This is a genomic window from Pseudoalteromonas distincta (genome assembly GCF_005877035.1).
Lineage (GTDB): Bacteria > Pseudomonadota > Gammaproteobacteria > Enterobacterales > Alteromonadaceae > Pseudoalteromonas > Pseudoalteromonas distincta.
In genome coordinates this window covers 2,649,376-2,675,907 of sequence record NZ_CP040558.1, presented here as the reverse complement: position 1 = coordinate 2,675,907, position 26,532 = coordinate 2,649,376, and the positions used below count along the sequence as shown (strand labels likewise).

The 26,532-nt window shown below is 41.7% G+C and carries 19 protein-coding genes and 2 rRNA genes; 17 read left to right on the top strand and 4 right to left on the bottom strand.

The genetic code is table 11. The features are described from left to right. Nucleotides 1-81 precede the first annotated feature (81 nt). The 10 genes from glyA to FFU37_RS11870 all read left to right on the top strand — a co-directional run bounded on the left by glyA (nucleotide 82) and on the right by FFU37_RS11870 (nucleotide 10,933). Nucleotides 82-1,338 (top strand): serine hydroxymethyltransferase, encoded by a 1,257-nt coding sequence (gene glyA, locus FFU37_RS11915; protein ID WP_002961763.1) that lies wholly within the window; start codon nucleotides 82-84, stop codon nucleotides 1,336-1,338. Nucleotides 1,339-1,753: 415 nt separating this feature from the next. Continuing rightward, complete coding sequence (nrdR, locus tag FFU37_RS11910) at nucleotides 1,754-2,203, top strand: transcriptional regulator NrdR (RefSeq protein ID WP_002961761.1); 450 nt, start codon at nucleotides 1,754-1,756, stop codon at nucleotides 2,201-2,203. Between the two features lie 166 nt (nucleotides 2,204-2,369). Next, on the top strand, nucleotides 2,370-3,503 hold the full coding sequence (gene ribD, locus FFU37_RS11905) for a bifunctional diaminohydroxyphosphoribosylaminopyrimidine deaminase/5-amino-6-(5-phosphoribosylamino)uracil reductase RibD (RefSeq protein WP_039490424.1): 1,134 nt from the start codon (nucleotides 2,370-2,372) through the stop codon (nucleotides 3,501-3,503). 16 nt (nucleotides 3,504-3,519) lie between these two features. Further along, nucleotides 3,520-4,173: a riboflavin synthase gene (locus FFU37_RS11900; protein WP_002961757.1), complete on the top strand. Its 654-nt coding sequence runs from the start codon at nucleotides 3,520-3,522 to the stop codon at nucleotides 4,171-4,173. A gap of 29 nt (nucleotides 4,174-4,202) precedes the next feature. After that, the gene (gene ribBA, locus FFU37_RS11895) at nucleotides 4,203-5,315 is read left to right on the top strand and encodes a bifunctional 3,4-dihydroxy-2-butanone-4-phosphate synthase/GTP cyclohydrolase II (RefSeq protein WP_024603846.1); all 1,113 of its coding nucleotides are present in this window, start codon (nucleotides 4,203-4,205) and stop codon (nucleotides 5,313-5,315) included. Between the two features lie 100 nt (nucleotides 5,316-5,415). After that, nucleotides 5,416-5,880: a 6,7-dimethyl-8-ribityllumazine synthase gene (gene ribH / locus FFU37_RS11890; RefSeq protein ID WP_002961753.1), complete on the top strand. Its 465-nt coding sequence runs from the start codon at nucleotides 5,416-5,418 to the stop codon at nucleotides 5,878-5,880. 15 nt (nucleotides 5,881-5,895) lie between these two features. Further along, complete coding sequence (gene nusB, locus FFU37_RS11885) at nucleotides 5,896-6,306, top strand: transcription antitermination factor NusB (protein WP_002961751.1); 411 nt, start codon at nucleotides 5,896-5,898, stop codon at nucleotides 6,304-6,306. 46 nt (nucleotides 6,307-6,352) lie between these two features. Next, the gene (gene thiL, locus FFU37_RS11880) at nucleotides 6,353-7,327 is read left to right on the top strand and encodes a thiamine-phosphate kinase (protein WP_024596289.1); all 975 of its coding nucleotides are present in this window, start codon (nucleotides 6,353-6,355) and stop codon (nucleotides 7,325-7,327) included. Next, the gene (locus FFU37_RS11875) at nucleotides 7,324-7,809 is read left to right on the top strand and encodes a phosphatidylglycerophosphatase A family protein (protein ID WP_002961747.1); all 486 of its coding nucleotides are present in this window, start codon (nucleotides 7,324-7,326) and stop codon (nucleotides 7,807-7,809) included. The genes thiL and FFU37_RS11875 overlap by 4 nt, the downstream gene beginning before the upstream one ends. Nucleotides 7,810-7,846: 37 nt before the next feature. Next, entirely contained in the window at nucleotides 7,847-10,933 is a 3,087-nt protein-coding gene (locus tag FFU37_RS11870; RefSeq protein WP_002961745.1) for a ligand-binding sensor domain-containing diguanylate cyclase, read from the top strand. 73 nt (nucleotides 10,934-11,006) lie between these two features. Here FFU37_RS11870 and dxs read toward each other — a convergent pair whose 3' ends face one another. The 3 genes from dxs to FFU37_RS11855 all read right to left on the bottom strand — a co-directional run bounded on the left by dxs (nucleotide 11,007) and on the right by FFU37_RS11855 (nucleotide 14,107). Beyond that, the gene (gene dxs / locus FFU37_RS11865; RefSeq protein WP_138489564.1) at nucleotides 11,007-12,869 is read right to left on the bottom strand and encodes a 1-deoxy-D-xylulose-5-phosphate synthase; all 1,863 of its coding nucleotides are present in this window, start codon (nucleotides 12,867-12,869) and stop codon (nucleotides 11,007-11,009) included. Nucleotides 12,870-12,974: 105 nt separating this feature from the next. Then, nucleotides 12,975-13,862: a (2E,6E)-farnesyl diphosphate synthase gene (gene ispA / locus FFU37_RS11860; RefSeq protein WP_024597198.1), complete on the bottom strand. Its 888-nt coding sequence runs from the start codon at nucleotides 13,860-13,862 to the stop codon at nucleotides 12,975-12,977. A 2-nt stretch (nucleotides 13,863-13,864) separates the two neighbouring features. Further along, nucleotides 13,865-14,107 (bottom strand): exodeoxyribonuclease VII small subunit, encoded by a 243-nt coding sequence (locus tag FFU37_RS11855; protein ID WP_002961738.1) that lies wholly within the window; start codon nucleotides 14,105-14,107, stop codon nucleotides 13,865-13,867. A 321-nt stretch (nucleotides 14,108-14,428) separates the two neighbouring features. On the opposite strand from FFU37_RS11855, the gene pomA reads away from it, so the two are divergent. From pomA to FFU37_RS11835, 4 genes are all read left to right on the top strand, one after another. Further along, the gene (gene pomA / locus FFU37_RS11850) at nucleotides 14,429-15,196 is read left to right on the top strand and encodes a flagellar motor protein PomA (RefSeq protein ID WP_024597197.1); all 768 of its coding nucleotides are present in this window, start codon (nucleotides 14,429-14,431) and stop codon (nucleotides 15,194-15,196) included. Nucleotides 15,197-15,198: 2 nt separating this feature from the next. Beyond that, nucleotides 15,199-16,119, top strand: a complete 921-nt coding sequence (locus tag FFU37_RS11845) for a flagellar motor protein MotB (protein WP_024597196.1) — start codon at nucleotides 15,199-15,201, stop codon at nucleotides 16,117-16,119. A 204-nt stretch (nucleotides 16,120-16,323) separates the two neighbouring features. Continuing rightward, complete coding sequence (locus FFU37_RS11840) at nucleotides 16,324-16,839, top strand: hypothetical protein (protein ID WP_024603830.1); 516 nt, start codon at nucleotides 16,324-16,326, stop codon at nucleotides 16,837-16,839. A 42-nt stretch (nucleotides 16,840-16,881) separates the two neighbouring features. After that, on the top strand, nucleotides 16,882-18,822 hold the full coding sequence (locus FFU37_RS11835) for a DNA topoisomerase III (protein WP_138489563.1): 1,941 nt from the start codon (nucleotides 16,882-16,884) through the stop codon (nucleotides 18,820-18,822). Between the two features lie 67 nt (nucleotides 18,823-18,889). Here the strand turns inward: FFU37_RS11835 and FFU37_RS11830 are convergent, their stop codons facing one another. Next, complete coding sequence (locus FFU37_RS11830; RefSeq protein ID WP_039490437.1) at nucleotides 18,890-20,200, bottom strand: M20 metallopeptidase family protein; 1,311 nt, start codon at nucleotides 20,198-20,200, stop codon at nucleotides 18,890-18,892. 111 nt (nucleotides 20,201-20,311) lie between these two features. On the opposite strand from FFU37_RS11830, the gene FFU37_RS11825 reads away from it, so the two are divergent. From FFU37_RS11825 to FFU37_RS11815, 3 genes are all read left to right on the top strand, one after another. Beyond that, nucleotides 20,312-21,169: a tetratricopeptide repeat protein gene (locus tag FFU37_RS11825; RefSeq protein WP_138489562.1), complete on the top strand. Its 858-nt coding sequence runs from the start codon at nucleotides 20,312-20,314 to the stop codon at nucleotides 21,167-21,169. A 619-nt stretch (nucleotides 21,170-21,788) separates the two neighbouring features. Then, nucleotides 21,789-23,324, top strand: a 16S ribosomal RNA gene (locus FFU37_RS11820). Between the two features lie 299 nt (nucleotides 23,325-23,623). Then, nucleotides 23,624-26,513: ribosomal RNA gene (locus FFU37_RS11815) — 23S ribosomal RNA — on the top strand. The 16S and 23S rRNA genes sit together here, the layout of an rRNA operon. The last annotated feature ends 19 nt before the right edge of the window (nucleotides 26,514-26,532 follow it).

Genomic DNA, 26,532 nt, shown 5'->3' with positions numbered 1-26,532 from the left:
TAAGAGCGTAGGCAAAGAGTCGTTTAAAGCGTACAATAAAGCCTCTAAAAAACACCATACACGTTGCCCTAGGAGACCCCAATGTTAGAACGTAGCATGAATATTTCGGATTTTGATCCAGAGTTATTTGACGCGATAAACAAAGAAACTGCTCGCCAAGAAGAGCACATTGAACTAATCGCTTCAGAAAACTACTGTAGCCCACGCGTACTAGAAGCGCAGGGTTCACAGCTTACAAATAAATACGCAGAAGGTTACCCTGGCAAACGTTATTATGGCGGTTGTGAGCACGTTGATGTTGTTGAGCAATTAGCAATTGACCGTGCTAACGAGTTATTTGGTTCTGACTACGCAAACGTACAACCACATGCTGGTTCGCAAGCTAATGCTGCTGTTTTTCTAGCGCTATTAGAAGCAGGCGACACTGTACTTGGTATGAGCTTAGCTCATGGTGGTCACTTAACTCACGGATCACACGTAAGCTTCTCTGGTAAGCTTTACAATGCAATTCAATACGGACTAGATGAAACAACGGGCGAAATTGATTACGCACAGGTTGAAGCACTAGCACTTGAGCATAAACCAAAAATGATTATTGGTGGTTTCTCAGCGTACTCAGGTATTGTTGATTGGGCTAAATTCCGTGAAATTGCTGACAAAGTAGGTGCTTACCTGTTTGTTGATATGGCTCACGTTGCAGGTTTAATTGCGGCAGGCGTTTACCCAAGCCCAGTTCCTCATGCACATGTTGTAACTACAACTACGCATAAAACACTTGCTGGTCCTCGTGGTGGTTTAATTATCTCTGCATGTGGCGACGAAGCAATCTATAAAAAGCTTAACAGCGCAGTTTTCCCTGGTGGCCAAGGTGGTCCTTTATGTCATGTTATTGCAGCAAAAGCAGTGGCATTTAAAGAAGCGCTTCAACCAGAATTTAAAGTATACCAAACACAAGTTGTTAAAAACGCAAAAGCAATGGTTGCTGTAATGCAAGAGCGCGGCTACAAAATCGTATCTGACAAAACTGAAAACCACTTATTCCTACTCGATTTAATCGATAAAGATATTACTGGTAAAGATGCAGATGCAGCCCTTGGTAACGCTAACATCACAGTTAACAAAAACTCAGTGCCAAACGATCCACGTTCTCCGTTTGTAACATCTGGTTTGCGTATTGGTTCTCCTGCAATCACTCGTCGTGGTTTCAAAGAAGAAGAATCAAAAGAGCTTGCTGGCTGGATTTGTGACGTACTAGATAACATCACTGATGAATCTGTACAGGCGCAAGTTAAAGAAAAAGTTAAAGCAATTTGTGCAAAATTACCTGTTTACGCTTAATTGCATAAGCAGCAGTAATTTAGATCACATAGGATAGGGGCCTGTTTATCTTTCGAGGTTTAATTTGCAGTAGTATGTTTGGTTTTTAGGCAAGGCAGAGTCTATGTAGTGTGGTTACTCCACACAAATAGGCGATAACGCAGCATAAATGGCAAACATGCACTGCCCTCGGGTTCGTCCTAGGGGCTATTTACTCTTTGTTGCTTACATGGATGTAGGTAAGGGGCGTGAGCAGGACGCGGAAGCTTTGCTCGGTTTTTACTTAGCCCACTAGGTTACAAACCTCGCGCCGCGATTAAATCGCCCCTAGATAGAACAAATTTAATCCTGAAAGGTCAACAGACCCTATTTTTTTGCTAAGATTAAAGGCCGCTAAATAGCGGCCTTTTTTGTTTTAAAACGGAAGTACCGAGCTATGCATTGTCCATTTTGTACCGCAAAAGATACTAAAGTTATTGACTCACGCCTTGTTGGTGGAGGCCATCAAGTTCGCAGGCGCCGTGAGTGCAACGACTGCCATGAGCGCTTTACTACATTTGAAGGCGCTGAACTGGTTATGCCTCGTGTTATTAAACAAGACGGCAGCCGCGAACCATTTAACGAAGATAAATTATTAAATGGCTTAAATCGCGCACTCGAAAAACGCCCAGTGAGCACAGAGCAAGTAGACGAAGTAGTGAATATAATAAAATCGCAGTTGCGTGCTACAGGTGAGCGAGAAATTTCAAGCCATTTGGTTGGTGAATGCATTATGGAAGCCCTCAAAAAGCTCGATAAAGTAGCGTATGTAAGATTTGCCTCTGTTTATCGCTCGTTTGAAGATATACGCGAATTTGGCGAAGAAATTGCCCGCTTAGGGGAGTAATACCAATTTTATTAAAAATATGATCATTCTATCGCATTAAATAGCGCACTCACTGCGTTAAAAATTATTCATATAGAACAACTATATGTCATAATTTTCGCCTTGTTATTGCGCTATCTTCTTAGCGCTATAATGGACCACTTATTTAACGCAATTGGTATAATAAATGCTTAACCAAATTACTTTTACTGAACATGATGAAATGTATATGGCACGCGCCATAGAGCTTGCCAAAAAAGGTCGGTTTACTACCACACCTAACCCTAATGTTGGCTGTGTTTTAGTTAAAAATAATCAAATAATTGGTGAGGGGTTCCATCAATTAGCTGGTCAAGGTCATGCAGAAGTAAATGCACTGGCTGTCGCTGGAAAAAATGCACAAGGTGCAACGGCTTATGTAACGCTTGAACCGTGTAGTCATTATGGCCGTACGCCACCGTGCGCCGAAGGCTTAAAAGCTGCCGGTGTGGTAAAAGTAATTGCTGCTATGGTTGATACAAATCCACAAGTTGCTGGCAAAGGCCTTAAAATACTGAGCGACGCGGGTATTGACGTTGCTTACGGGTTACTCGAATCACAAGCTCGCGCACTTAACGTTGGCTTTTTTAAGCGTATGGAGCAAGGCTTACCTTATGTGATTTGCAAAATGGCAGCGAGTATTGATGGTAAAACAGCGCTTAAAAATGGGCAAAGTAAGTGGATCACAAGTCCTGCTGCTCGACAAGACGTACAATTATACCGAGCGAAAAGCTGCGCTATTTTAACCGGTGCCGATACAGTGTTAGTCGATGATGCTAAACTTAATGTGCGACTAAGTGAGCTGCCTTGCACACTGCCTACTGATTTGCCGCTTCGCCAGCCCGTGCGTGTTATAATTGACTCTCAAAACCGTTTAACACCTGACCTTGCTTTATTTGAAATCCAAAGTGATGTAATAATATTTACGACTAAGGTTGATAAATCATTGCAATGGCCGCATTTTGTAAAGCATATTGAAGTCAGTGAAAGTAACGGTAAAGTTGATTTACAAGCCGTTTTAGAAAAACTTGGGCAACTGCAGTTTAATAATGTTTGGCTTGAAGCTGGCGCAACACTTGCTGGTAAAATGACAGAGCTTAATTTAGTTGACGAGTTTGTTTTTTATTTAGCGCCTAAACTAATGGGCCATGATGCAAAAAGTTTAGTTAATTTTCCTGAATTGACGAGTATGCAAAACACCGTTGATTTAACATTTAATGAATGTGCGCGCATTGGTGACGATTTACGTATCACCGCGTCAAAACTCATTAAAATCACTTAATAAAAAGAGTAGTGCTATGTTTACTGGGATAATAGAAGCCACAGGCAAAATTGCTTTATTACAAAAAAAACAAGGCGACTTAGCCATTCGTATCCAAAGTGCTGATCTTGATATGACAGACGTAAAGTTAGGTGACAGCATTGCAACTAATGGTGTTTGCTTAACTGTAGTTGATAAACATATTGATGGTTTTAGTGCGGATTTATCTAATGAGACGATTAGTTTGACCGGTTTTGCTCACTATGCTTTAGGACAAACGGTGAATCTTGAAAAAGCCATGCAACCTGTTTCTCGTTTAGGCGGTCATTTAGTGTCTGGCCATGTTGATGGTATCGCAACAATTACAAGTATTACAGCAAACGCCAGAGCAACAGAATATTGGCTTACAACAGACGAAAATTTAATGAAATACATTCCGTACAAAGGTTCGGTATGTATTGATGGTATAAGCCTGACAGTAAACGCTGTAGAGGGCAATAAATTCAAATTAACAATTGTCCCACACACGAGTGAGCAAACCACAATTGCTCATTTTAAAGTAGGTACCCAAGTTAATTTAGAAGTCGATCAAATTGCACGTTATTTAGAGCGCCTTATAAAGGGTGCAGAGCAACCAACGGGCTCTGATATTTCGATGAGCTTACTCGCTAAAGCGGGTTTTATTAAATAACGAAACTGACAACTTACACGAGCAAATTTATGAATTTACACAGTGCGCAAGAAATCATCGACGATATTAAAGCCGGTAAAATGGTTATTTTAATGGATGATGAAGATAGAGAAAATGAAGGCGATTTAATAATAGCTGCTGAGCATATTAGCGCAGAAGCGATTAATTTCATGGCTACCCATGGCCGTGGTTTAATTTGTTTAACCATGACGCAAGAGCGTTGCGAGCAACTTGATTTACCGTTAATGGTTAAAAACAATGGTGCAGCATTTTCGACTAACTTTACAATGTCGATAGAAGCATCAAAAGGTGTTACAACCGGTATTTCAGCAGCAGATAGAGCGCGTACAGTGCAAGCGGCTATAGCTAAAGGCGCAGTCCCAAGTGATATTGTTCAGCCTGGACATATTTTTCCTATTATGGCGCAACCTGGTGGCGTATTAACTCGCGCAGGACACACTGAAGCTGGCTGTGATTTAGCGCGTTTAGCTGGACTTGAAGCATCATCTGTTATTGTTGAAATACTTAATGCTGACGGCACTATGGCACGTCGCCCTGATTTAGAAGTTTTTGCGAAAGAGCACGATATTAAAATTGGCACCATTGCTGATTTAATCGAATACCGCAACTTAAACGAAACAACAATTGAGCAAGTAGCAAAATGTAAGTTACCAACTGTTCATGGTGAATTTGATTTAGTTACTTACAAAGACACAATTGACGGCCAGTTACATTACGTATTGCTCAAAGGCGATATAAAAGATCAAGAGCCGACAAATGTACGTGTACATTTGCAAAGTACCTTTAACGATATTCTACTTTCAGACAGAAGTGCTGACCGTAGCTGGGGTCTTTCTGAAGCAATGGCCTACATTGCTAAAAATGAAGGTGCTTTAGTTATTTTAGGTAAGCAAGAAAGCACTGAAGAGCTAGAGGCAACTGTGAAAGCATTTGCAGCAGCTGATGCCGGCGAAAGCGTTACGCCACGTAAATTCAAAGGTACATCTCGTACTGTTGGCGTAGGTTCGCAAATACTTGCCGATCTTGGAATTAAACAAATGCGATTAATGAGTCGCCCTAAAAAGTACCATGCACTTTCGGGCTTTCATTTAGAAGTTGTTGATTACGTTGAGCCACAATAAGCATCACGCTTAAACTAGGCTATTATTTTATTTTTATGGTATGATGCGCAGCAATTTTTGCGCAATCGCAACCGCTTGAACTTATTTTTAGGGTTATCAAATGAAAATTATTGAAGGTAATAAGTACGCTCCAGGCAAAAAATTTGCCATTGTCATTTCTCGTTTTAATGACTTTATTGGTAGCAGCCTCCTTGCAGGTGCTGTTGATGAGCTAAAACGCACAGGTGGCGTATCAGATGACGACATTACCGTTATTTATGTGCCAGGCGCGGTAGAATTACCTTTAGCGGCTAAACGCGTTGCGGCAAAAAAAGAGTATGATGCAATCATCGCATTAGGCGTAGTGATCAGAGGTGGTACACCACACTTTGACCTAGTTGCTGGCGAATCAAACAAAGGTCTTGCGCAAGTATCACTTGAGTATGATATCCCGGTTGCATTTGGCGTATTAACCACAGAAAGCATTGAACAAGCAATTGAGCGTGCTGGCACCAAAATGGGCAATAAAGGCGGCGAAGCTGCTTTAGGCGCGCTTGAAATGGTTAATGTGTTAGATAAAATTTAAGTTTAAGGAATTTTTGTGAAACCAGCAGCAAGACGTAAAGCACGTATCTTAGCACTCCAAGCCGTTTATTCTTGGCAAATAAGTGGCAATTTAATTGCCGATATCGAACAACAAATGTTGATCGAAACAGACGTTACTAAAATTGATGTTGAATACTTTAAAGATCTAGCGACGGGTGTTGCTGTAAATTACAAGCAACTAGACGAAGCTGTATCACCACATTTAACACGTCCGTTTGATGACTTAGATATGGTTGAGCGTGCAATTTTACGTTTAAGCAGCTATGAGCTTAAGTTCCGTGAAGACGTACCTTATAAAGTTGCTATTAACGAAGGTATTGAGCTGGCCAAAATTTTTGGCGCTGAAGACAGCCATAAATTTGTAAACGGTGTACTTGATAAAGCTGTTAAGCATTTACGCAAGTAAGTAAACCGTTAAAGAGGGGAGCCGGCATAGGCCGGCTTTTTTGTGTATGAAGGAATTTGAATTAATTAACCGCTACTTTAAAGGTCGCGGTATCACCCGTCGTGATGTAAACCTAGGTATAGGGGATGATTGCGCTTTAGTAACCGTTCCACAAAACTGCCAACTTGCCGTTACAACAGACACTCTTGTTGCTGGCGTACACTTTTTTGATGATATTTCCCCTCGTGCATTAGGTCACAGAGCGCTTGCTGTTAATTTAAGTGATTTAGCGGCCATGGGCGCTGAGCCGACTTGGGTTTCAGTTGCGTTAACTTTGCCAAGTATTGATCCACAGTGGATTGAAGAGTTTACTGATGGCATGCATGAAATTGCTGAATATTTTAATGTGCAGATTATAGGTGGCGATACAACTCAGGGCCCATTAACCATCACTATTTGTGCGAAAGGGACTGTACCCGAAGGTACTGCACTTCGTCGTAGTGGCGCAAAAGTGGGTGATTGGATTTATGTTACGGGTCCGCTAGGTGACGCTGGACTTGCAATTGAGTCTCGCAAACAAGGTATAAGTATTGAGCCAGAGCATTTAAAGTACGTAAATAAACGCTTTGACTTTCCAACCCCACGTGTTGCTGCAGGGCAGGTATTACGAGGCCTTGCATCATCGGCTATCGATGTGTCGGACGGCTTAATCGCTGATTTAAGTCATATACTAGATATGTCACAAGTAAGTGCAGTGGTGAATATTGAAAGTATTCCAACTTCAGATGCGATGCAAGCAAGCCTTGATTTTAATCAGCAGCTGCCATTTATTCTCAGTTACGGTGATGATTACGAATTAATTTTTACGGTCCCTGATAGCAATAAAAGTATGTTAGAAATAAAGCTACGCCAGTATGGTGTAGATGCAACATGCATTGGCCAAGTTAAAAGTGGCGATGGCCAAATTGAGCTTTTACACAACGGTGAAAAGTTTGATTTTGAACCGCAGGGTTTTGAGCACTTTGCAAAGGAGCTGGTTTGAACAATAACCGCAAGTTTAATTTAAAGCGTCCACATCAGTTTTTTGGTCTGGGCTTTGGGACAGGGCTTGCCCCTAAAGCGCCCGGTACATTTGGTACGTTTGCTGCCTTGCCATTCATTTTTATGACCATGTATTATCCGTTATGGCTGCAAATTGTATTTGCCGTTGTGATCAGTATATTTGGTATATGGGCGTGCGGTAAAACGGCTGATGATTTAGGCGTGCACGATCACCCTGCTATTGTATGGGATGAAGTGGCGGGTTATTACATCACTATGATTGGCGCAGCACTTAACTGGCAAACATTACTCGTAGGTTTTTTGTTATTTCGCTTTTTTGATATAGCAAAGCCCGGCCCAATCCGTATGCTAGACAAGCGAGTACATGGCGGTTTAGGTATAATGGCCGACGATATACTTGCGGGTGTTTTTTCGCTTATATGTTTACAAGCGTTAATAAAAGTGGGTTTACTGCCCTTTTAATTTTTATATTTGATTTGTTTAACTAGGTGGCAGCAATATGATGCGATTTTTACTGGTTTGTGTACTTATGTTGTGCGCGACGCCAAGTTGGGCTTCAATTACTGATTACGTAGTTAAGCAATGGAATATAAAAGATGGCCTACCGTCACAATCACTTAAAAGTGTTGTGCAAGATCAGCAAGGCTATATGTGGCTTGGTACGCAATTTGGTTTAAGCCGTTTTGATGGTACAACATTTACAAATTACAACACGCAAAATAGCCCATTCTTGCCTAGTAATGGTGTTAATAAGCTTTTAGTCGATTCTAGTGGTTTGTTATGGGTAGGCACTAAAAGTGGCTTGGTAGTTATTAACCCAGCCACATTTGCAGCACAAGAATTTAATATTAAAGGTCCAGTGAGAGATATTCTTGAGGACTCTAAAGGTAGCATATGGATTGCGGCCAACGGCTTATACTATGTAGATAGGGGGCAAGTTGATTTACGCACTGAAGTAAATGGTCCTCTACCTATTGTTAATGCTACTGTGATCACACAAATAGTTGGCTCTGTTAGCCAAATGGCACTCTCTCCTGAAGGCATTTGGCTGGTTAATGATCGTCATTTATTACGCCTTACAAAAAACTCATCAGATTTTTCTAAACTACGTTTAGAGCTTACCGCTAAAATATCGCTACCAGAGCGCTTAGCGCAAACCATAGTGCACGATTTATCATTTTTAAATGGTAATCTGTATATAGCTTCTGAGCTAGGTGCATACTTTTTAGATTTAGATGACGAGCTAAGACCTTTTCCTTTACCTAATGCAAATAACTCAGCCGTTTATAAGTTTATGAGTGATACCGATGGTGGCTTGTGGGTTTCGACCTATGGACGCTTATTATTCAGAGATAAAACCGGTGAGTGGCAATGGGTAGAGCCTAGCCAACTCGATCAAAGTATATGGTTTGCTGATATTTTTAGAGATGATAAAAATAACGTTTGGTTAGCAAGCTTTAGTGAAGGCTTGTGGCTTGCTCATGAAGGACGAGTCGAAAGGCATTCAGCAGTTTCAAACATGACCGAATCTGTTATGGCTATTAGCCAAGCACCCGATGGTAAACTGTGGGTTGCGAATAAAAGCGGCATTGGTTATTTCGATTTAGATAAAAGTTTTATTAATTTAGTCCCAAGTAGTAAATATGGATACGCATCAGTACACGATCTACAATTTGATGGTGAGCGATTATATATAGCCACAGGGCGCGGCTTATTTGTTTTTGAAAACAAGACACTTTACACCGTCCCTGGTCGAGCACTTCGCGATAATCCGGTATTTGCAATAAGTCGCTCTAGTAAAGGCGGCTTTTGGATTGGTACCGGACGCGGTTTATATCGATTAAATTATGCTGGTTTAACGCCTTTTGCCTATAACGCTTTTTTAGGTAGTAAGTTTATTACCTACGTATTAGATAAAACAAACTTTGGTGTGATTGGTACTAGTAAGGGCGCATATTACTTTACAGACCGTGGCATTGAAAAAATTGGCGACCAAACAACACTTGAAAGCGCATACGTTACTAGCGTGCTACATATAGATGGCGTGGGTATTTTAATCGGCTCTCTTAACGACGGGCTTTTTTACAGAAGTACGCAAGGACAATGGCGTCAGCTCGATGCAGCTAATGGTTTACCGTATGGTTCTATATTTAGCCTAGAATATGATGAAAAGTTAAAGCATGTTTGGGTAAGCACCATGAAAGGTGTTTACAGAATGCCTGTAGAGCAATTTAAAACAGAAATAAAAAGCCTAAAAGTTGAAGAAGTAATTTCATCTTTTGACCGTCAACTCGATGGTAAAGCGAATCAATGTTGTAGCGGACTTGGGCATGATGCGGTAGCAGACACCGGAAATTCTATTTGGTACCCAAGCTTACAAGGTGTTGTTGAAATACCTAAAAATGTAGAGCTATTTGGTGTGCTTGCATTAAAGCCAACAATAGAGACAATAACAACGCCACTTCGTCATTTAACTACCGCTGCGCTTGGTAAAAAACCATCATTAGAAACAGACGAGCGTGATATAACGCTAACTTACACAGCTATTGATTACTATGCACCAAACAGCATTGAATTTAGATATAAACTAAGTGGCTTAGATAGTGACTGGCGCTATGCAAATACGCGACGTGAAGCTATTTATACTAACTTGCCTCCTGGCTCGTTTTTGTTTCAATTAGAAGCTAAGCGCCAAGGTGAAGACTGGGCTAAAGCGCAAGATGTAGAGTACGGTTTTGTAGTGCCTGAGCGCTTTGACGAAACAATTTACTTTAGGCTTTTAATTACCAGTGGTTTTATTTTGCTTTTTTATCTCATTTTTTGGGTGTTTAGAGCACAAGAACGCAGAAAGCAAGAAGCATTAGAGGGCTTAATCACTGAGCGTACCTTAGAGCTTCGCCAAGCTAATGATAAATTAGGCCAAGTGAATTCACAGCTTAAATTAGTGAGTCACTCAGATGAGCTAACAGGGCTACGTAGTCGCCGCTTTTTGTTTGATCAACTCCCTAAAGATATTGAGCACTTTCAACGTAATTCACAGTCGCTGCAGGCACAAGGTAAGTCACTGGTGCTGGTAATTATTAACTTTGATAACTTCAGCCGTATTAACGATGCGTATGGCCCAATTGCAGGTGATAGCTGCTTACAGCAAATGGCTGCATTGTTAAATTCGCGTACGCAGGGTTCTGACTATGTGGCACGTTGGAGTGGTGATGAGTTTTTATTATTATTACGTGACTTTAAATGCAATAAAATAGACAGCTACGCTTCAGAACTTTGCAAAGTAATAGCGGCTAATTCGTTCCAATTACCAAATGGAAAAACAACTAATATCACGGCATCAATTGGTTGGTCATTTTATCCATTACCTTTATTAGGCGGGCAGGTAATTAGCTGGGAAACCTCTATTAACTTGGCCGATATAGCGCTTCATCAAGTTAAAAAACGCGGTGGTGATGGCGTGGCTAATATTACGTTTGATGATCAGCTCGATGCATTCGAGTTTGAACAAAACTCTAATGTTGATCAACAGTTAGGTATTTTACAAAGTAATGGCCTAGCTGATATTAAAGTGTGGATGCGCTGATGAGCAATATTTGATATTAAAAAAGGAGCCTAGGCTCCTTTTTTAATATGCTCAACTTTAGATGTATAGGAAGTTAATTAATAAACGTTTTAATCGCGTTTAATATTCCTTGCTCGCCTAATCCCATTTCATCGTGCATTTCATCTTGCGTGCCGTGTTTAATAAACTCATCAGGAATACCTAAGTTAAGGATATTAATATCAGCCTTTTGCGTTGCCAAGTATTCATTAACTGCAGAGCCGGCACCGCCAGCAATAGCATTATCTTCAAGGGTTACAATTACATCGTGGCTAGTAGCAAGCTCATTTAAAAGTGCAGTATCAAGAGGTTTAATAAAACGCATGTTAACAAGCGTTGCATCTAATTCATTTGCAGCAAGCTGTGCATTATCAAGTAATGTACCAAATGATAAAATTGCAATTTTACTGCCTTTCTTAATTGTATCTGCCTTACCTATTTCAAGCAGTTGCATAGTGCTTTCGATGTCTGCAGTACCTGCGCTACCTCGAGGGTAACGAACAGCAACAGGGCAGTTTGCTTTATAACCGGTGTATAGCATTTGGCGGCATTCGTTGGTGTCGCTTGGTGCCATAATTACCATATTTGGAATACAGCGCATAAAGCTTAAATCGTACGCACCTTGGTGAGTTTCACCATCGGCTCCAACAATACCAGCGCGGTCAATGGCAAATAATACAGGTAAGTTTTGCAGTGCAACATCATGTATTAATTGGTCATACGCACGTTGTAAAAAGCTCGAGTAAATAGCAACAACAGGCTTTAAACCTTCACAAGCAAAACCAGCCGCTAAAGTAACAGCATGCTGCTCTGCAATGGCTACATCAAAGTATTGATCTGGAAACTCTTTAGAAAAACGTACCATGCCAGAGCCTTCACGCATTGCTGGCGTAATAGCCATTAACTTGCTGTCTTGCTTTGCCATGTCGCATAACCAATCGCCGAAAACTTTTGAAAAAGTAGCAGCGCTAGGTTTAGATTTAGGTAGGCTAGTTGCGCTCGGATCGAATTTTGGTACACCATGGTAGCCAATAGGATCGGCTTCAGCCGGTTTATAGCCCTTACCTTTTTGCGTTTTTATATGTAAAAGCTGTGGGCCTTTTAAATTACGCATATTACGTAATGTATCTACAAGCATGTTTACATCGTGACCATCAATTGGGCCTATGTAATTTAGGCCTAATTCTTCAAAGAAGGTTCCCGGGATCATCATGCCCTTAATGTGCTCTTCCATTTTACTGGCAAGTTGTTTTACCGGAGGCACACCTGAGAGTAACTTTTTACTGCCTTCACGAATGTTAGTATAAAAGCTACCTGATAGAATTCGGGCAAAGTGATTTGTTAATGCGCCAACATTTTCAGAAATCGACATTTCGTTATCATTTAAAATAATAAGCATGTCTGATTTTACATCACCTAAATGATTCATCGCTTCAAATGCCATGCCTGCGGTGATAGCTCCGTCACCAATAATGGCTACAGATTTTCGACCTTTGCCTTCTTTTTGGGCGGCAATAGACATACCTAAGGCAGCTGAAATAGAGGTGCTTGAATGGCCTACGCTAAACGTATCGTATTGGCTTTCATCGCGAAAAGGAAAAGGGTGCAAACCGTCTTTTTGGCGAATAGTGTGCATTTGGTCGCGACGACCTGTAAGGATTTTATGTGGATAAGCTTGGTGACCCACATCCCAAACTAGGCGATCGTCTGGAGTGTTATAAACATAATGTAGCGCAACGGTTAGTTCAACCGTCCCTAAACCAGACGCTAGATGACCGCTACTTTGCGATACTGAGTTGAGTAAATAATCGCGCAGCTCATTGCTAAATGCAGGGAGTTTGTCTTGCGCTAAGTCACGCAATTGGGCTGGCTCGTCAACCAAATTAAGTAATGGATACTTGCTACTATCAAGTGTCATGGTTTTATATATATCCTTCGCTAACATTAATTCATTCAAAGCTTTTACGAATAATTAATGTTGAGTAATAATGTCAGTGCTAATTGCAATACGTATGAGCAAAAATTAGTGGTCACGCTCAATTAGGTAATTTGCTAGCGACGCAAGAAGTGTTGTGTCAGCATCTATATTTGCCAACGCTTCATGGGCTTGTTGTATTAAATTTTGCGCCTTTTCTTTAGCGCCTAGCATACCTAATAACGCCGGATATGTCGCTTTATTCGCGGCAATATCGGAGCCTTGTGGTTTACCTAAAGTAACCGTATCGCCTTCAACATCTAAAATGTCGTCGTGTACTTGAAACGCCAGCCCTATAGCATACCCAAAAATGCTTAAATTTTCTAAGGTTTGTTGATCTGCCTTTTCACTGCACAGTGCACCAAGTGTAATTGCACAATTAATTAAAGCTCCGGTTTTTAGCTTATGTATTCGCTCAAGCTCTTGTACGGTAATTACTTTATCTGTTGCTGCTATGTCAAGACCTTGTCCGCCTACCATGCCCTCAAGGCCTGATGCGTTGGCAAGCGTAGCAATCATTTTTACTTGTGTTTGCGACGAGCATGTAAATTTGTGATTCGCAATAAGCTCAAAGGCGAGTGTTTGTAGGGCATCACCAGCTAAAATTGCATTTGCCTCGCCAAATTCTATATGGCAAGTAGGGCGGCCACGGCGTAAGTCGTCATCGTCCATAGCGGGCAAATCATCATGAACTAGTGAATAGCTATGGATACACTCAATTGCAGCTGCAAGTACATGTAAGTCTTGCTGGTTTGCACCGAGCATTTTACCTGTGGCATAAACTAAAAATGGACGTAATCTTTTACCGCCATTAAATAATCCATACTGGGTGGCGTTCTTGACTGTTTCTTCAGTATCGAGAGGCTGTTTAAAATGCTGTTGTAAGGTCGCTACTACATCTTTTTGAGCACGTTCGATATAATTATTTATGCTCACAGCTATTCCATATCATTATCAAAATTCGTAAGAACTGACTTTTCGCCATTCCCCATCAAAATTGATACTTTTTGTTCTGCTTGCTGTAATTTACCTGATGAAGCACTTGCTAATGCAATTCCACGCTCAAATTGCTTTAACGATTGCTCAAGCGATAAGTCACCTTGTTCCATGTCACTAACGATTGTAGATAATTCTTCTAGTGCTTGTTCGAAACTTAAGTTTTCAGGTTTTTTAGTCGCCATCTTTATTTCAGCTTACATAATAAATTTAGGGGTCAATTTTAGGGGGAATGCTAAACTAGGTCAAAGGATGATATTGGTTTTTTACCTTTATAACGTTAAATTATATTTCAAGTGTATTAATAAAGCCTTAATAGCGGTCTGTTAGTTTAATAAATCAATTGATAATTAGGTAGCCCTTATAACTTGATCTAAAATAGTGCTAAAGGCTGCTTTTTATGTTTATTTATAAAAATGGCTTAAGCAATTCAATATGTTGCCGATAAGCAGTTAATAATAAAAGTTTATGATAAGGCCATTAAGCATGAAACTTCTGGAGGAAATGTGGATTTAGCAACCATAATCGGGATCCTAGGCGCAATTGGCTTAATTGTCATGTCTATGTTTATGAGTAGTAGCGGTGAAATGGCTATGTTTGCCGATGCTCCTTCTAGTGTAATTGTATTTGGTGGTTCACTTTTCATTGTTTTATCAAATTTCACCATGTCGCAGTTTTTGGGTATAGGTAAAGTTGTTGCTAAAGCGTTTATGTTTAAAATTGAAACGCCAGAAGAACTTATTGAAAAAGCAGTAGAACTTGCTGATTCAGCTCGTAAAGGGGGGTTTTTAGCACTCGAAGAAGCTGAAATCCCAAATCCATTTATGCGCAAAGGCGTCGACATGCTTGTTGATGGCCATGACGCAGATGTTGTTCGCGCCACACTTCAAAAAGACATCTCTTTAACCACTACTCGACATGAAATGGGCGCAGGCTTATTTAAGTCATTAGCCGATATTGCACCAGCAATGGGGATGATTGGTACTCTAATTGGCTTAGTTGCAATGTTATCTAACATGGATGACCCAAAAGCAATTGGCCCGGCAATGGCGGTAGCGCTTTTAACAACTTTATATGGTGCGTTTTTAGCCAATGTTGTGGCAATTCCTATTCAGGTAAAACTTGAACTGCGTAAAGACGAAGAGGCTATGAATCAGCGTTTAATTTTAGATGCTATTTTAGGTATACAAGATGGCCAAAATCCAAAAGTAATCGAAGGTATTTTGAAAAATTACTTAGCTGAATCTAAACGCAAAGTAGATACCGAGGAGTAATTATGTCTGATCAAGAGTGCAAATGCCCACCACCAGGCCTACCAGCATGGATGGGAACATTTGCCGATTTAATGTCACTGTTAATGTGCTTTTTTGTACTCTTGCTTGCGTTTTCAGAAATGGATGTACTTAAGTTTAAACAAATTGCGGGCTCTATGAAGTTTGCTTTTGGTGTGCAGAATAAAATTGAAGTAAAAGATATCCCTAAAGGTACCTCGGTTATTGCTATGGAGTTTACCCCAGGCAAACCAGAACCCACTCCAATAGAAACTATTCAACAACAAACAGTAGAAATGACTCAACAAATGTTAGAGTTTCAGGCTGGAGATGAAAGCTCAGCTGGCGGCAGGCAAGAACAGCGCGGGGACAAACGTGGTGGCGAATCTCGTAGTACTTCTCAAGAGCAATCGTCAGAGCAAGCAACTTCAGCGGCCGATCAGGAACAAACTAACGAGCTCGTTAAAAAAATCGCGCAGCAGCTTGAAAAGCAAATAATAGATGGTGCAATTGAGCTTGAATCTTTAGGGCAGCAAATAATTATTCGTATTAGAGAGAATGGTTCATTTCCTTCGGGTAGTGCATTTTTACAACCTAAGTTTAAACCCATAATTCAAGATATTGGTGTACTGTTAAAAGATGTACCTGGCGAAATAACTGTATCTGGCCATACAGATGATTTTCAGGTATCGAATGAGTTATATATTAACAACTGGGACTTATCATCAAAGCGTGCCGTAGCAGTCGCAAGCGAGCTGCAAACGGTGCAAGGGTTTGATAAAAACCGCATGATGGTAGTGGGTCGGGCTGATACCCGTCCACTTGTTCCAAACGATTCAAATGAAGATCGCCGCAGGAATCGCCGAGTAGAAATATCTATATTACAAGGTAAAGCAAAAGAGTCAGCGCCTATTGATGTACGTTAAGCTATTGCTTGGTATTATATCTCACTACTTTTTGTTTTAATTTAGGGTACTTAATTGCCTAAGCATCTTGGCAATTTCATCATTTTAGCTTACAGTACATTTCCTTAACATATGTAATGGAATGCCCGTGAATAAAAAATATAAGTATAGCGATATGCCTGGAAATGGTACTGGCGGAGATGACGATAAGACGAAAGAATAACAATGCCTTTATGGGTTGATAAGGTAATTACATTTCTTGAACTTAGCTGGGTTTTATTTTTAATCCCAGCTATTGTTGTTTTCTATTTGCGTAAAGATTTTTTAGCATTACGATTTGTATGTGTCACAGGTGTATTTTTCTTATTTGGTGCACTTATATACGATTCTTTAAAAGAGTTTGATAAAGATATTTATATATATAGATATCTTGTCTGGGCGTTTAATGACATAGCTTGGATGGCTTTAATTGCCTATCTTGGGATAAAAGATAAAGTTTATTTATGGCAATGTGTGTTAGGTCAGTTGGTTGTTATAATGGCACCAATTTTACAACTTTTTCGCGTTGTTGATCGCCACCTTTGGGATTTATCTTATAGCACGTTAATGTATAAAACGCTTTTACCTTTAATTAATACGCTCACCGTAGTGGTGTGTTATCTTCCGCTAATTTATATTGTAATTAAAAATAATAAGACAGTAACTGGTAATAATCATAAAAAAGCCCCTCCTTTAAAATAGCTGTGCTAAACTACTGTTTATATAAACAGTGGTGAGCAAGCTATGAAACTCTACATTGCAGAAAAACCTTCACTTGGACGCGCTATTGCTGATGCGTTACCAAAACCACATAAAAAACACGATGGCTATATAGAAGTCGCCAACGGAGATTGTGTCTCATGGTGTATAGGGCATTTACTAGAACAAGCAGAGCCCGATGATTATGATGAGCGCTTTAAAAAGTGGCAGTTTGATCACTTGCCTATAATACCTGAGCAGTGGAAATTAAAAGCCAAAACCAAAACTCGCAAACAGCTCACTGTTTTAAAAAAATTAATTAAACAAGCCTCGCAACTTATTCACGCTGGCGATCCAGACCGTGAAGGCCAGCTTCTGGTCGACCAAGTAATAGAAGAAGCTAAAATAAGTCAGGCTAAAAAGCAAAGTACGCAACGTTTACTCATTAGTGATTTAAACTTATCGGCGGTAAAGAAATCATTGGGCGCAATGCGTTCTAATCGAGATTTTATTCCGTTAAGTGTATCTGCTTTAGCGCGCTCTCGTGCTGATTGGCTATTTGGTATGAATTTAACACGTGCATACACACTAGCTGGGCAAAAAGCAGGGTTTGGTAATGTGCTTTCGGTAGGGCGAGTACAAACCCCTATTTTAGGTCTTGTTGTTAATAGAGATAACGAAATAGCGAATTTTGTATCTAAGCCTTTTTACGATGTATTGGCGCATTTGCTTACTCCAGATAATCAACCATTCATAGCTAAGTGGGTTCCAAGCAAAGCATGTGAGCCACATCAAGATGAAGAAGGTCGAATACTTAACAAAGCTCTTGCAGAAAATGTTGCTTCACGTATTACAAAGCAAAGTGCTGAGCTTACTTCACTCGACCAAAAACAAAAAAAGCAAAGTGCTCCATTACCTTATAATTTATCTGCTCTGCAAATAGATGCTGCTAAAGCATTTGGTATGCCAGCTCAAAAAGTATTGGATATTTGCCAAATACTTTACGAACGTCATAAACTAATTACTTACCCACGCTCAGATAATCGTTATTTACCTAAAGATCACCATCAAGATGCATCTGCTATTTTAAAAGCTATAAGTGAGAATGGTGGGCAAAGCAGTGAATTAGTAAACGGGGCTGATGTAAAAAAGCGTAGTAAATGTTTTAACGATTCAAAAGTAGCAGCCCATCATGCCATTGTTCCTACGGCTAAACAGTTAAAGTCAGCGAGTTTGAGCGGTGACGAAGCAAAGGTATATCAATTAATAAGCCGTCATTACTTAATTCAGTTTTATCCCGACTATATATATAACGAAACTAAAGCTGAGGTAATTATTGCTGGTGGGCTTTTTAAGGCAAATGCAAAGCAAGATGTAAGCTTGGGTTTTAAGGTGTTAATGGGTAAATCTGAATTAAAAGATGAAGCCTCGCTACCTCCTTTAACAAAAGGTATGCCTCTTTTTTGCGATAAAGGCGAAGTAGTCGAAAAGCATACATCACCCCCTGCTTATTTTACCGATGCCACATTATTGGCTGCGATGACGGGCATTAGCCGTTATGTTAAAGATCCACAAATTAAAAAGGTATTAAAAGACACTGATGGTTTAGGTACGGAGGCAACACGTGCGGGAATAATCGAGTTGCTATTTAAGCGGCGTTTTTTAAAACGTGAAGGTAAGTCAATTAGAGCGACCGAAACGGGACTTGCTCTTATTAGCGTATTACCACAAGGTTTAGCGAGTCCTGATTTAACCGCAAAGTGGGAGTCGAGCTTAGGTGATATTGCACAGCAGGCAATGAGTTATCAGCAATTTTTACAGCCTTTACTTGCTGACCTAAATGGGTTTGTTCAATTAGCAGCAAACTGCGATAGCAATGCATTTGCGAAGTTACCAAAAACCTCACCTAAAAAACGTTTTGCTAAACGAGGTGGAAAAGCGACCTTTAAAAAGTCGAATTATAAAAAAAGCTCTGTTGCTAGTTAGCAACAGTGCCATTTTATTAAACCATATTGCTTAATGTTGAATTGGTATTACTTAACCTAAACTCAGATTACTTATTAAATAAGGCAACAGCAGCGTTACTCATTGCTTTTATTCCAGTAGGGATAGCAACTTTATAATCAGGTGCAAATTTACTAGAGTGTAGAGAAGGGAGTACCTCACCTGTTTTTATTGAATCTGCATATTGTGCTTGGTTTACGCCTCCTAGCCAAAAGAGGGTAATAGGGATATTTTCATCGGTGCGTCCGTATAGGCCAAAATCTTCACCCGCCATTACAGCTTGTGTTTCAAGTACATTAGTATCGCCAATTGCGCTGGCAATAGAGTTTCTAACAATGTCTGTTTGTGCAGGGTTATTATAAGTAGATGGAATAGATTCATCTTCATGTACATATATTACAGGGTAGTTAGATTCATTTAAGCCAGCACTTTGTGCAATACCTGCGGTGATTCGTTTTATTGCTGCTATTTGAGCGCTTCTTACATCGGGGTTATAGCTTCTAAGAGTGAGTTGTAGTTTTACTTCATCCGAAATCACATTATGTTTTGAACCACCATGAATAGACCCCACTGTAATAACAGAAGGCTCAAGCGGTGAAAGCTCTCGGCTTGTGATTGTTTGCAAAGCAAGTACAGTGCGTGCAGCTATAACCACTGGGTCTATAGTTGTATGCGGATAAGCACCATGACCACCTTTACCTTTAATTGTAATATCGACAGAATCTACACTTGCCATCGTGTATTCATTTTTCATTGATACCTTACCAGCGGGGACGCTAGCGCTTACATGTAAAGCAATTATATGATCAGGTTTTGCATATTTACTAAATAGTCCTTCGCTTAACATCGCTTTAGCACCCCCACCTACTTCTTCTGCAGGCTGTGCAACCATCATTAATGTACCTTGCCACTGTTTTTTATGAGCAATTAACTGCTCTGCAGTTCCAATAAAAGAGCTCATGTGGATATCGTGGCCACAGCCGTGCATTACACCTACTTTTGCACCGTGCTCATCTATTACTTTGACTTTTGAGGCATAGGATTTTCCTGTTTGCTCAATAATAGGTAAGCCATCAGTATCAGTGCGGATCATTATTGTCGGCCCCTCACCATTTTTATAAATACCAACTACACCAAAGCCACCTACATTACTTGTTACTTTAAAACCCAGCTGAGTTAATCTATCTGCTATCTTTTTACCTGTTTTTTGTTCGTGATAAGAGAGCTCTGGGGATTGGTGTAAGTCGAGGTAAAACTTTTCAATAGCTGGCATGGCTTTGCTTAAATTCAAATCGAGTCCATTTGCTTGTACTAATGGGCTTGCTAATAAAAGTATTGCACTTAGGTAAGTTAATTTCATATTTTCCCTTATTGTTGAATATGTATACCGAGTGATTTAGGTATATGACTTGTAATTATTATGTTCACCACCATATAAAAACCTAAATAGACGAATATGGCAATCAATTCAATGAGCAACATAGTTAGTATTAATGCGCAAAACCTTCAACAAGTACTCGGTGAAACATCACAACAAAAATTGGTGTTGCTTAACTTTTTCTCTCCTCAAAGTCCTGACTGTATAGGACAGGCTGCAATTTTAGATAAAGTAGCAGCAGAATATGCAAGCCATATAGTAGTAGCAAACCTAGATTGCGATGCAGAACAAGCACTCGCTTCTCAACTTGCGCAACAAGTTGGTCTGCAAACACTGCCTACGCTTGTATTATTAAAAGACTCCGCACCAGTAGATTTACTTGCAGGTGTTCAAAGCGAAGCGCAAATACGCGAAGCCCTAGCAAAGCATTTACCTGCGCAACAAGACTTACTATTAGAACAAGCAAAGCAAGCGTTATTAAAGTCAGATTTAAATGCTGCATTTAATTATGCAAAGCAAGCTTATGAAATCGACAATAATAACGCGCGTATTAAATTGGTACTTGCAGATATATGTATCCAAATTCATAAAGTAGATGAAGCGCAAGCGCTTATAAATACAATCGATGTACAAGAGCAAGATGCTTACTTTAATAATATAAAAGCAAAATGCGAAGCTGCGCTTGAAGCAAAAGATTCACCAGAGATTAAAGAAAAGCAACAGCAAGTAGAAAAGTATCCAAATGACTTAGCGTTAAAAGAGGAGTTAAGTGCATTACTTAATGAAGCAGGCAGAAAAGAAGAAGCATTGGATGTACTGTTTACAGTTCTACAAAAAGATCTGAACTTCAACGAAGCAAAACCAAGCTTTTTAGCCATTATTGCCTCTTTACCTGATGGCGACGCACTCGCAGCTAAGTATCGCCGCAAGTTATATAGTATTTTATACTAGATTCTAATAACTATTACTTTTGAGAAGCACCTACATAAGGTGCTTTTTGCATTTTTAAGGTTTTAATTAACAGCTTTAGTATGGTTTAGCTATGTAAAAACAAGAGTTATCAACAGGGTTTTGTGGGTAACTTGTGCTTATCGTGTGTGCTTGCTTGGGGCTTAATTTTAATTACTATTTTATGCAAATAACGCTTGCGTAAAATCCGCCGCTCCCTATAATGCGACCCCACTGAGACGGGAAACGCCGAAGCATAGCGAGGCACGAACTACTCAGAGAGTTAAATAAAACTTCGGTTTTAAATCTTCCAAAAGAAAATTTAAAACAAAGTGTTGACTCGAAAAATAAAGGGTGTATTATTCGCATCCCTTGAGACGCTAAAGCGACTCAAAACGTTCTTTAACAATATAAAGCAATCATCTGTGTGGGCACTCGTACAGATTGAGTTCTAACAGCCAAGCTACTTAGGTAGTAAGGCAAACAAATTAGAGTCTCAATTGAAAACTGAGTGACCAACAGAATAGTTATTTCGGTAATTATTCGGCACAGTCAATTCAATATCGAAAGATATTAAAATAAATTCAGAATTCATTGAGCTGTCGAAAGACATAAAACTTTTTAATTGAAGAGTTTGATCATGGCTCAGATTGAACGCTGGCGGCAGGCCTAACACATGCAAGTCGAGCGGTAACAGAAAGTAGCTTGCTACTTTGCTGACGAGCGGCGGACGGGTGAGTAATGCTTGGGAACATGCCTTGAGGTGGGGGACAACAGTTGGAAACGACTGCTAATACCGCATAATGTCTACGGACCAAAGGGGGCTTCGGCTCTCGCCTTTAGATTGGCCCAAGTGGGATTAGCTAGTTGGTGAGGTAATGGCTCACCAAGGCGACGATCCCTAGCTGGTTTGAGAGGATGATCAGCCACACTGGGACTGAGACACGGCCCAGACTCCTACGGGAGGCAGCAGTGGGGAATATTGCACAATGGGCGCAAGCCTGATGCAGCCATGCCGCGTGTGTGAAGAAGGCCTTCGGGTTGTAAAGCACTTTCAGTCAGGAGGAAAGGTTAGTAGTTAATACCTGCTAGCTGTGACGTTACTGACAGAAGAAGCACCGGCTAACTCCGTGCCAGCAGCCGCGGTAATACGGAGGGTGCGAGCGTTAATCGGAATTACTGGGCGTAAAGCGTACGCAGGCGGTTTGTTAAGCGAGATGTGAAAGCCCCGGGCTCAACCTGGGAACTGCATTTCGAACTGGCAAACTAGAGTGTGATAGAGGGTGGTAGAATTTCAGGTGTAGCGGTGAAATGCGTAGAGATCTGAAGGAATACCGATGGCGAAGGCAGCCACCTGGGTCAACACTGACGCTCATGTACGAAAGCGTGGGGAGCAAACGGGATTAGATACCCCGGTAGTCCACGCCGTAAACGATGTCTACTAGAAGCTCGGAGCCTCGGTTCTGTTTTTCAAAGCTAACGCATTAAGTAGACCGCCTGGGGAGTACGGCCGCAAGGTTAAAACTCAAATGAATTGACGGGGGCCCGCACAAGCGGTGGAGCATGTGGTTTAATTCGATGCAACGCGAAGAACCTTACCTACACTTGACATACAGAGAACTTACCAGAGATGGTTTGGTGCCTTCGGGAACTCTGATACAGGTGCTGCATGGCTGTCGTCAGCTCGTGTTGTGAGATGTTGGGTTAAGTCCCGCAACGAGCGCAACCCCTATCCTTAGTTGCTAGCAGGTAATGCTGAGAACTCTAAGGAGACTGCCGGTGATAAACCGGAGGAAGGTGGGGACGACGTCAAGTCATCATGGCCCTTACGTGTAGGGCTACACACGTGCTACAATGGCGCATACAGAGTGCTGCGAACCTGCGAAGGTAAGCGAATCACTTAAAGTGCGTCGTAGTCCGGATTGGAGTCTGCAACTCGACTCCATGAAGTCGGAATCGCTAGTAATCGCGTATCAGAATGACGCGGTGAATACGTTCCCGGGCCTTGTACACACCGCCCGTCACACCATGGGAGTGGGTTGCTCCAGAAGTAGATAGTCTAACCCTCGGGAGGACGTTTACCACGGAGTGATTCATGACTGGGGTGAAGTCGTAACAAGGTAGCCCTAGGGGAACCTGGGGCTGGATCACCTCCTTATGCGATTTAGAACTTATTTGTTCGTAGTGTCCACACAGATGATTGTTAATTAGTGCTTGTTCTTCGGAATAACTAATTAATATGCTCTTTAAAAATTTGGAAAAGCTGATAATAAAATTCTGATAGATAACATTGTTATTTATCAAGAGTTTTCAAAAGTAAAAAAAGAATGGTAGCAGTACCATTCAGTGCCATTTAATTAACGTTTTACGTTGATTGATTGGTATCTACTTTAGTATTCAATATTAACTTCTGGCGAAGTTAAACTGTCACAAAACAAAGACCCGTTTGGGTTGTATGGTTAAGTGACTAAGCGTACACGGTGGATGCCTTGGCAGTTGGAGGCGATGAAGGACGTATTAACTTGCGATAAGCCTAGTCAAGCTAGTAAAAAGCGCTTGAGACTAGGATTTCCGAATGGGGAAACCCACCTGCTTGCAGGTATCGTTAACTGAATACATAGGTTAACGAGGCGAACGCGGAGAACTGAAACATCTAAGTACCCGTAGGAAAAGAAATCAACCGAGATTCCGAAAGTAGCGGCGAGCGAAATCGGAACAGCCCTTAAGCTTATTATGTGTTAATGGAAGGCTCTGGAAAGTGCCACGATACAGGGTGATAGTCCCGTACATGAAAAGACATTTTAAGTGAAATCGAGTAGGTCGGAGCACGTGAAACTTTGACTGAATATAGGTGGACCATCATCTAAGGCTAAATACTCCCAACTGACCGATAGTGAACCAGTACCGTGAGGGAAAGGCGAAAAGAACCCCTGTGAGGGGAGTGAAATAGAACCTGAAACCGTGTACGTACAAGCAGTAGGAGCCCACTTGTTGGGTGACTGCGTACCTTTTGTATAATGGGTCAGCGACTTATATTTTGTAGCGAGGTTAACCGAATAGGGTAGCCGTAGGGAAACCGAGTCTTAACTGGGCGACTAGTTGCAAGGTATAGACCCGAAACCCGGTGATCTAGCCATGGGCAGGTTGAAGGTTGAGTAACATCAACTGGAGGACCGAACCCACTAACGTTGAAAAGTTAGGGGATGACCTGTGGCTAGGAGTGAAAGGCTAATCAAACCGGGAGATAGCTGGTTCTCCCCGAAATCTATTTAGGTAGAGCCTCGGACGAATACTTACGGGGGTAGAGCACTGTTAAGGCTAGGGGGTCATCCCGACTTACCAACCCTTTGCAAACTCCGAATACCGTAAAGTAATATCCGGGAGACACACGGCGGGTGCTAACGTCCGTCGTGAAGAGGGAAACAACCCAGACCGCCAGCTAAGGTCCCAAAGTCATAGTTAAGTGGGAAACGATGTGGAAAGGCCCAGACAGCCAGGAGGTTGGCTTAGAAGCAGCCATCCTTTAAAGAAAGCGTAATAGCTCACTGGTCGAGTCGGTCTGCGCGGAAGATGTAACGGGGCTAAACTATGCACCGAAGCTGCGGATTCAGAATTTATTCTGAGTGGTAGGGGAGCGTTCTGTAAGCGGTTGAAGGTGTACCGGGAGGTATGCTGGACGTATCAGAAGTGCGAATGCTGACATGAGTAACGATAATGGGAGTGAAAAACTCCCACGCCGGAAGACCAAGGGTTCCTATCCCATGTTAATCAGGGTAGGGTAAGTCGACCCCTAAGGCGAGGCCGAAAGGCGTAGTCGATGGGAAACAGATTAATATTTCTGTACTCGATATAATTGCGATGGGGGGACGGAGCAGGCTAAACAAGCATGGCGTTGGTAGTCCATGTGAAAGTGAGTAGGTTGGCGACTTAGGTAAATCCGGGTTGCTATTAAGACTGAGACACGAGACGAGTCACTAAGGTGATGAAGTTGTTGATGCCATACTTCCAGGAAAAGCCTCTAAGCTTCAGATTATATGGAATCGTACCCCAAACCGACACAGGTGGTCAGGTAGAGAATACTAAGGCGCTTGAGAGAACTCGGGTGAAGGAACTAGGCAAAATCGTACCGTAACTTCGGGAGAAGGTACGCTCCTATCTGTGATGAGACTTGCTCTCTAAGCGGACGGGAGCCGCAGTGACCAGGTGGCTGGGACTGTTTATTAAAAACACAGCACTGTGCAAAATCGCAAGATGACGTATACGGTGTGACACCTGCCCGGTGCCGGAAGGTTAATTGATGGGGTTATCCTTAGGGAGAAGCTCTTGATCGAAGCCCCGGTAAACGGCGGCCGTAACTATAACGGTCCTAAGGTAGCGAAATTCCTTGTCGGGTAAGTTCCGACCTGCACGAATGGTGTAACCATGGCCACGCTGTCTCCACCCGAGACTCAGTGAAATTGAAATCGCAGTGAAGATGCTGTGTACCCGCGGCTAGACGGAAAGACCCCGTGAACCTTTACTACAGCTTGGCACTGAACATTGAACCTACATGTGTAGGATAGGTGGGAGACTTTGAAGCAGCGACGCTAGTTGTTGTGGAGTCAACCTTGAAATACCACCCTTGTAGTTTTGATGTTCTAACGTTGGCCCCTGAATCGGGGTTACGGACAGTGCCTGGTGGGTAGTTTGACTGGGGCGGTCTCCTCCTAAAGAGTAACGGAGGAGCACGAAGGTTGGCTAAGTACGGTCGGACATCGTACGGTTAGTGTAATGGTAGAAGCCAGCTTAACTGCGAGACAGACACGTCGAGCAGGTACGAAAGTAGGTCATAGTGATCCGGTGGTTCTGAATGGAAGGGCCATCGCTCAACGGATAAAAGGTACTCCGGGGATAACAGGCTGATACCGCCCAAGAGTTCATATCGACGGCGGTGTTTGGCACCTCGATGTCGGCTCATCACATCCTGGGGCTGAAGTCGGTCCCAAGGGTATGGCTGTTCGCCATTTAAAGTGGTACGCGAGCTGGGTTTAGAACGTCGTGAGACAGTTCGGTCCCTATCTGCCGTGGGCGTTTGAGAATTGAGAGGGGTTGCTCCTAGTACGAGAGGACCGGAGTGAACGAACCGCTGGTGTTCGGGTTGTCATGCCAATGGCATTGCCCGGTAGCTACGTTCGGAACTGATAAGCGCTGAAAGCATCTAAGCGCGAAGCAGGCCTCGAGATGAGTTCTCACTAGACTTTTAAAGTCTCTGAAGGGCCGTTGAAGACTACAACGTTGATAGGCAAGATGTGGAAGTGGTGTGAGCCATTAAGCTAACTTGTACTAATTACCCGTGAGGCTTAACCATACAACGCCAAACGCGTTTT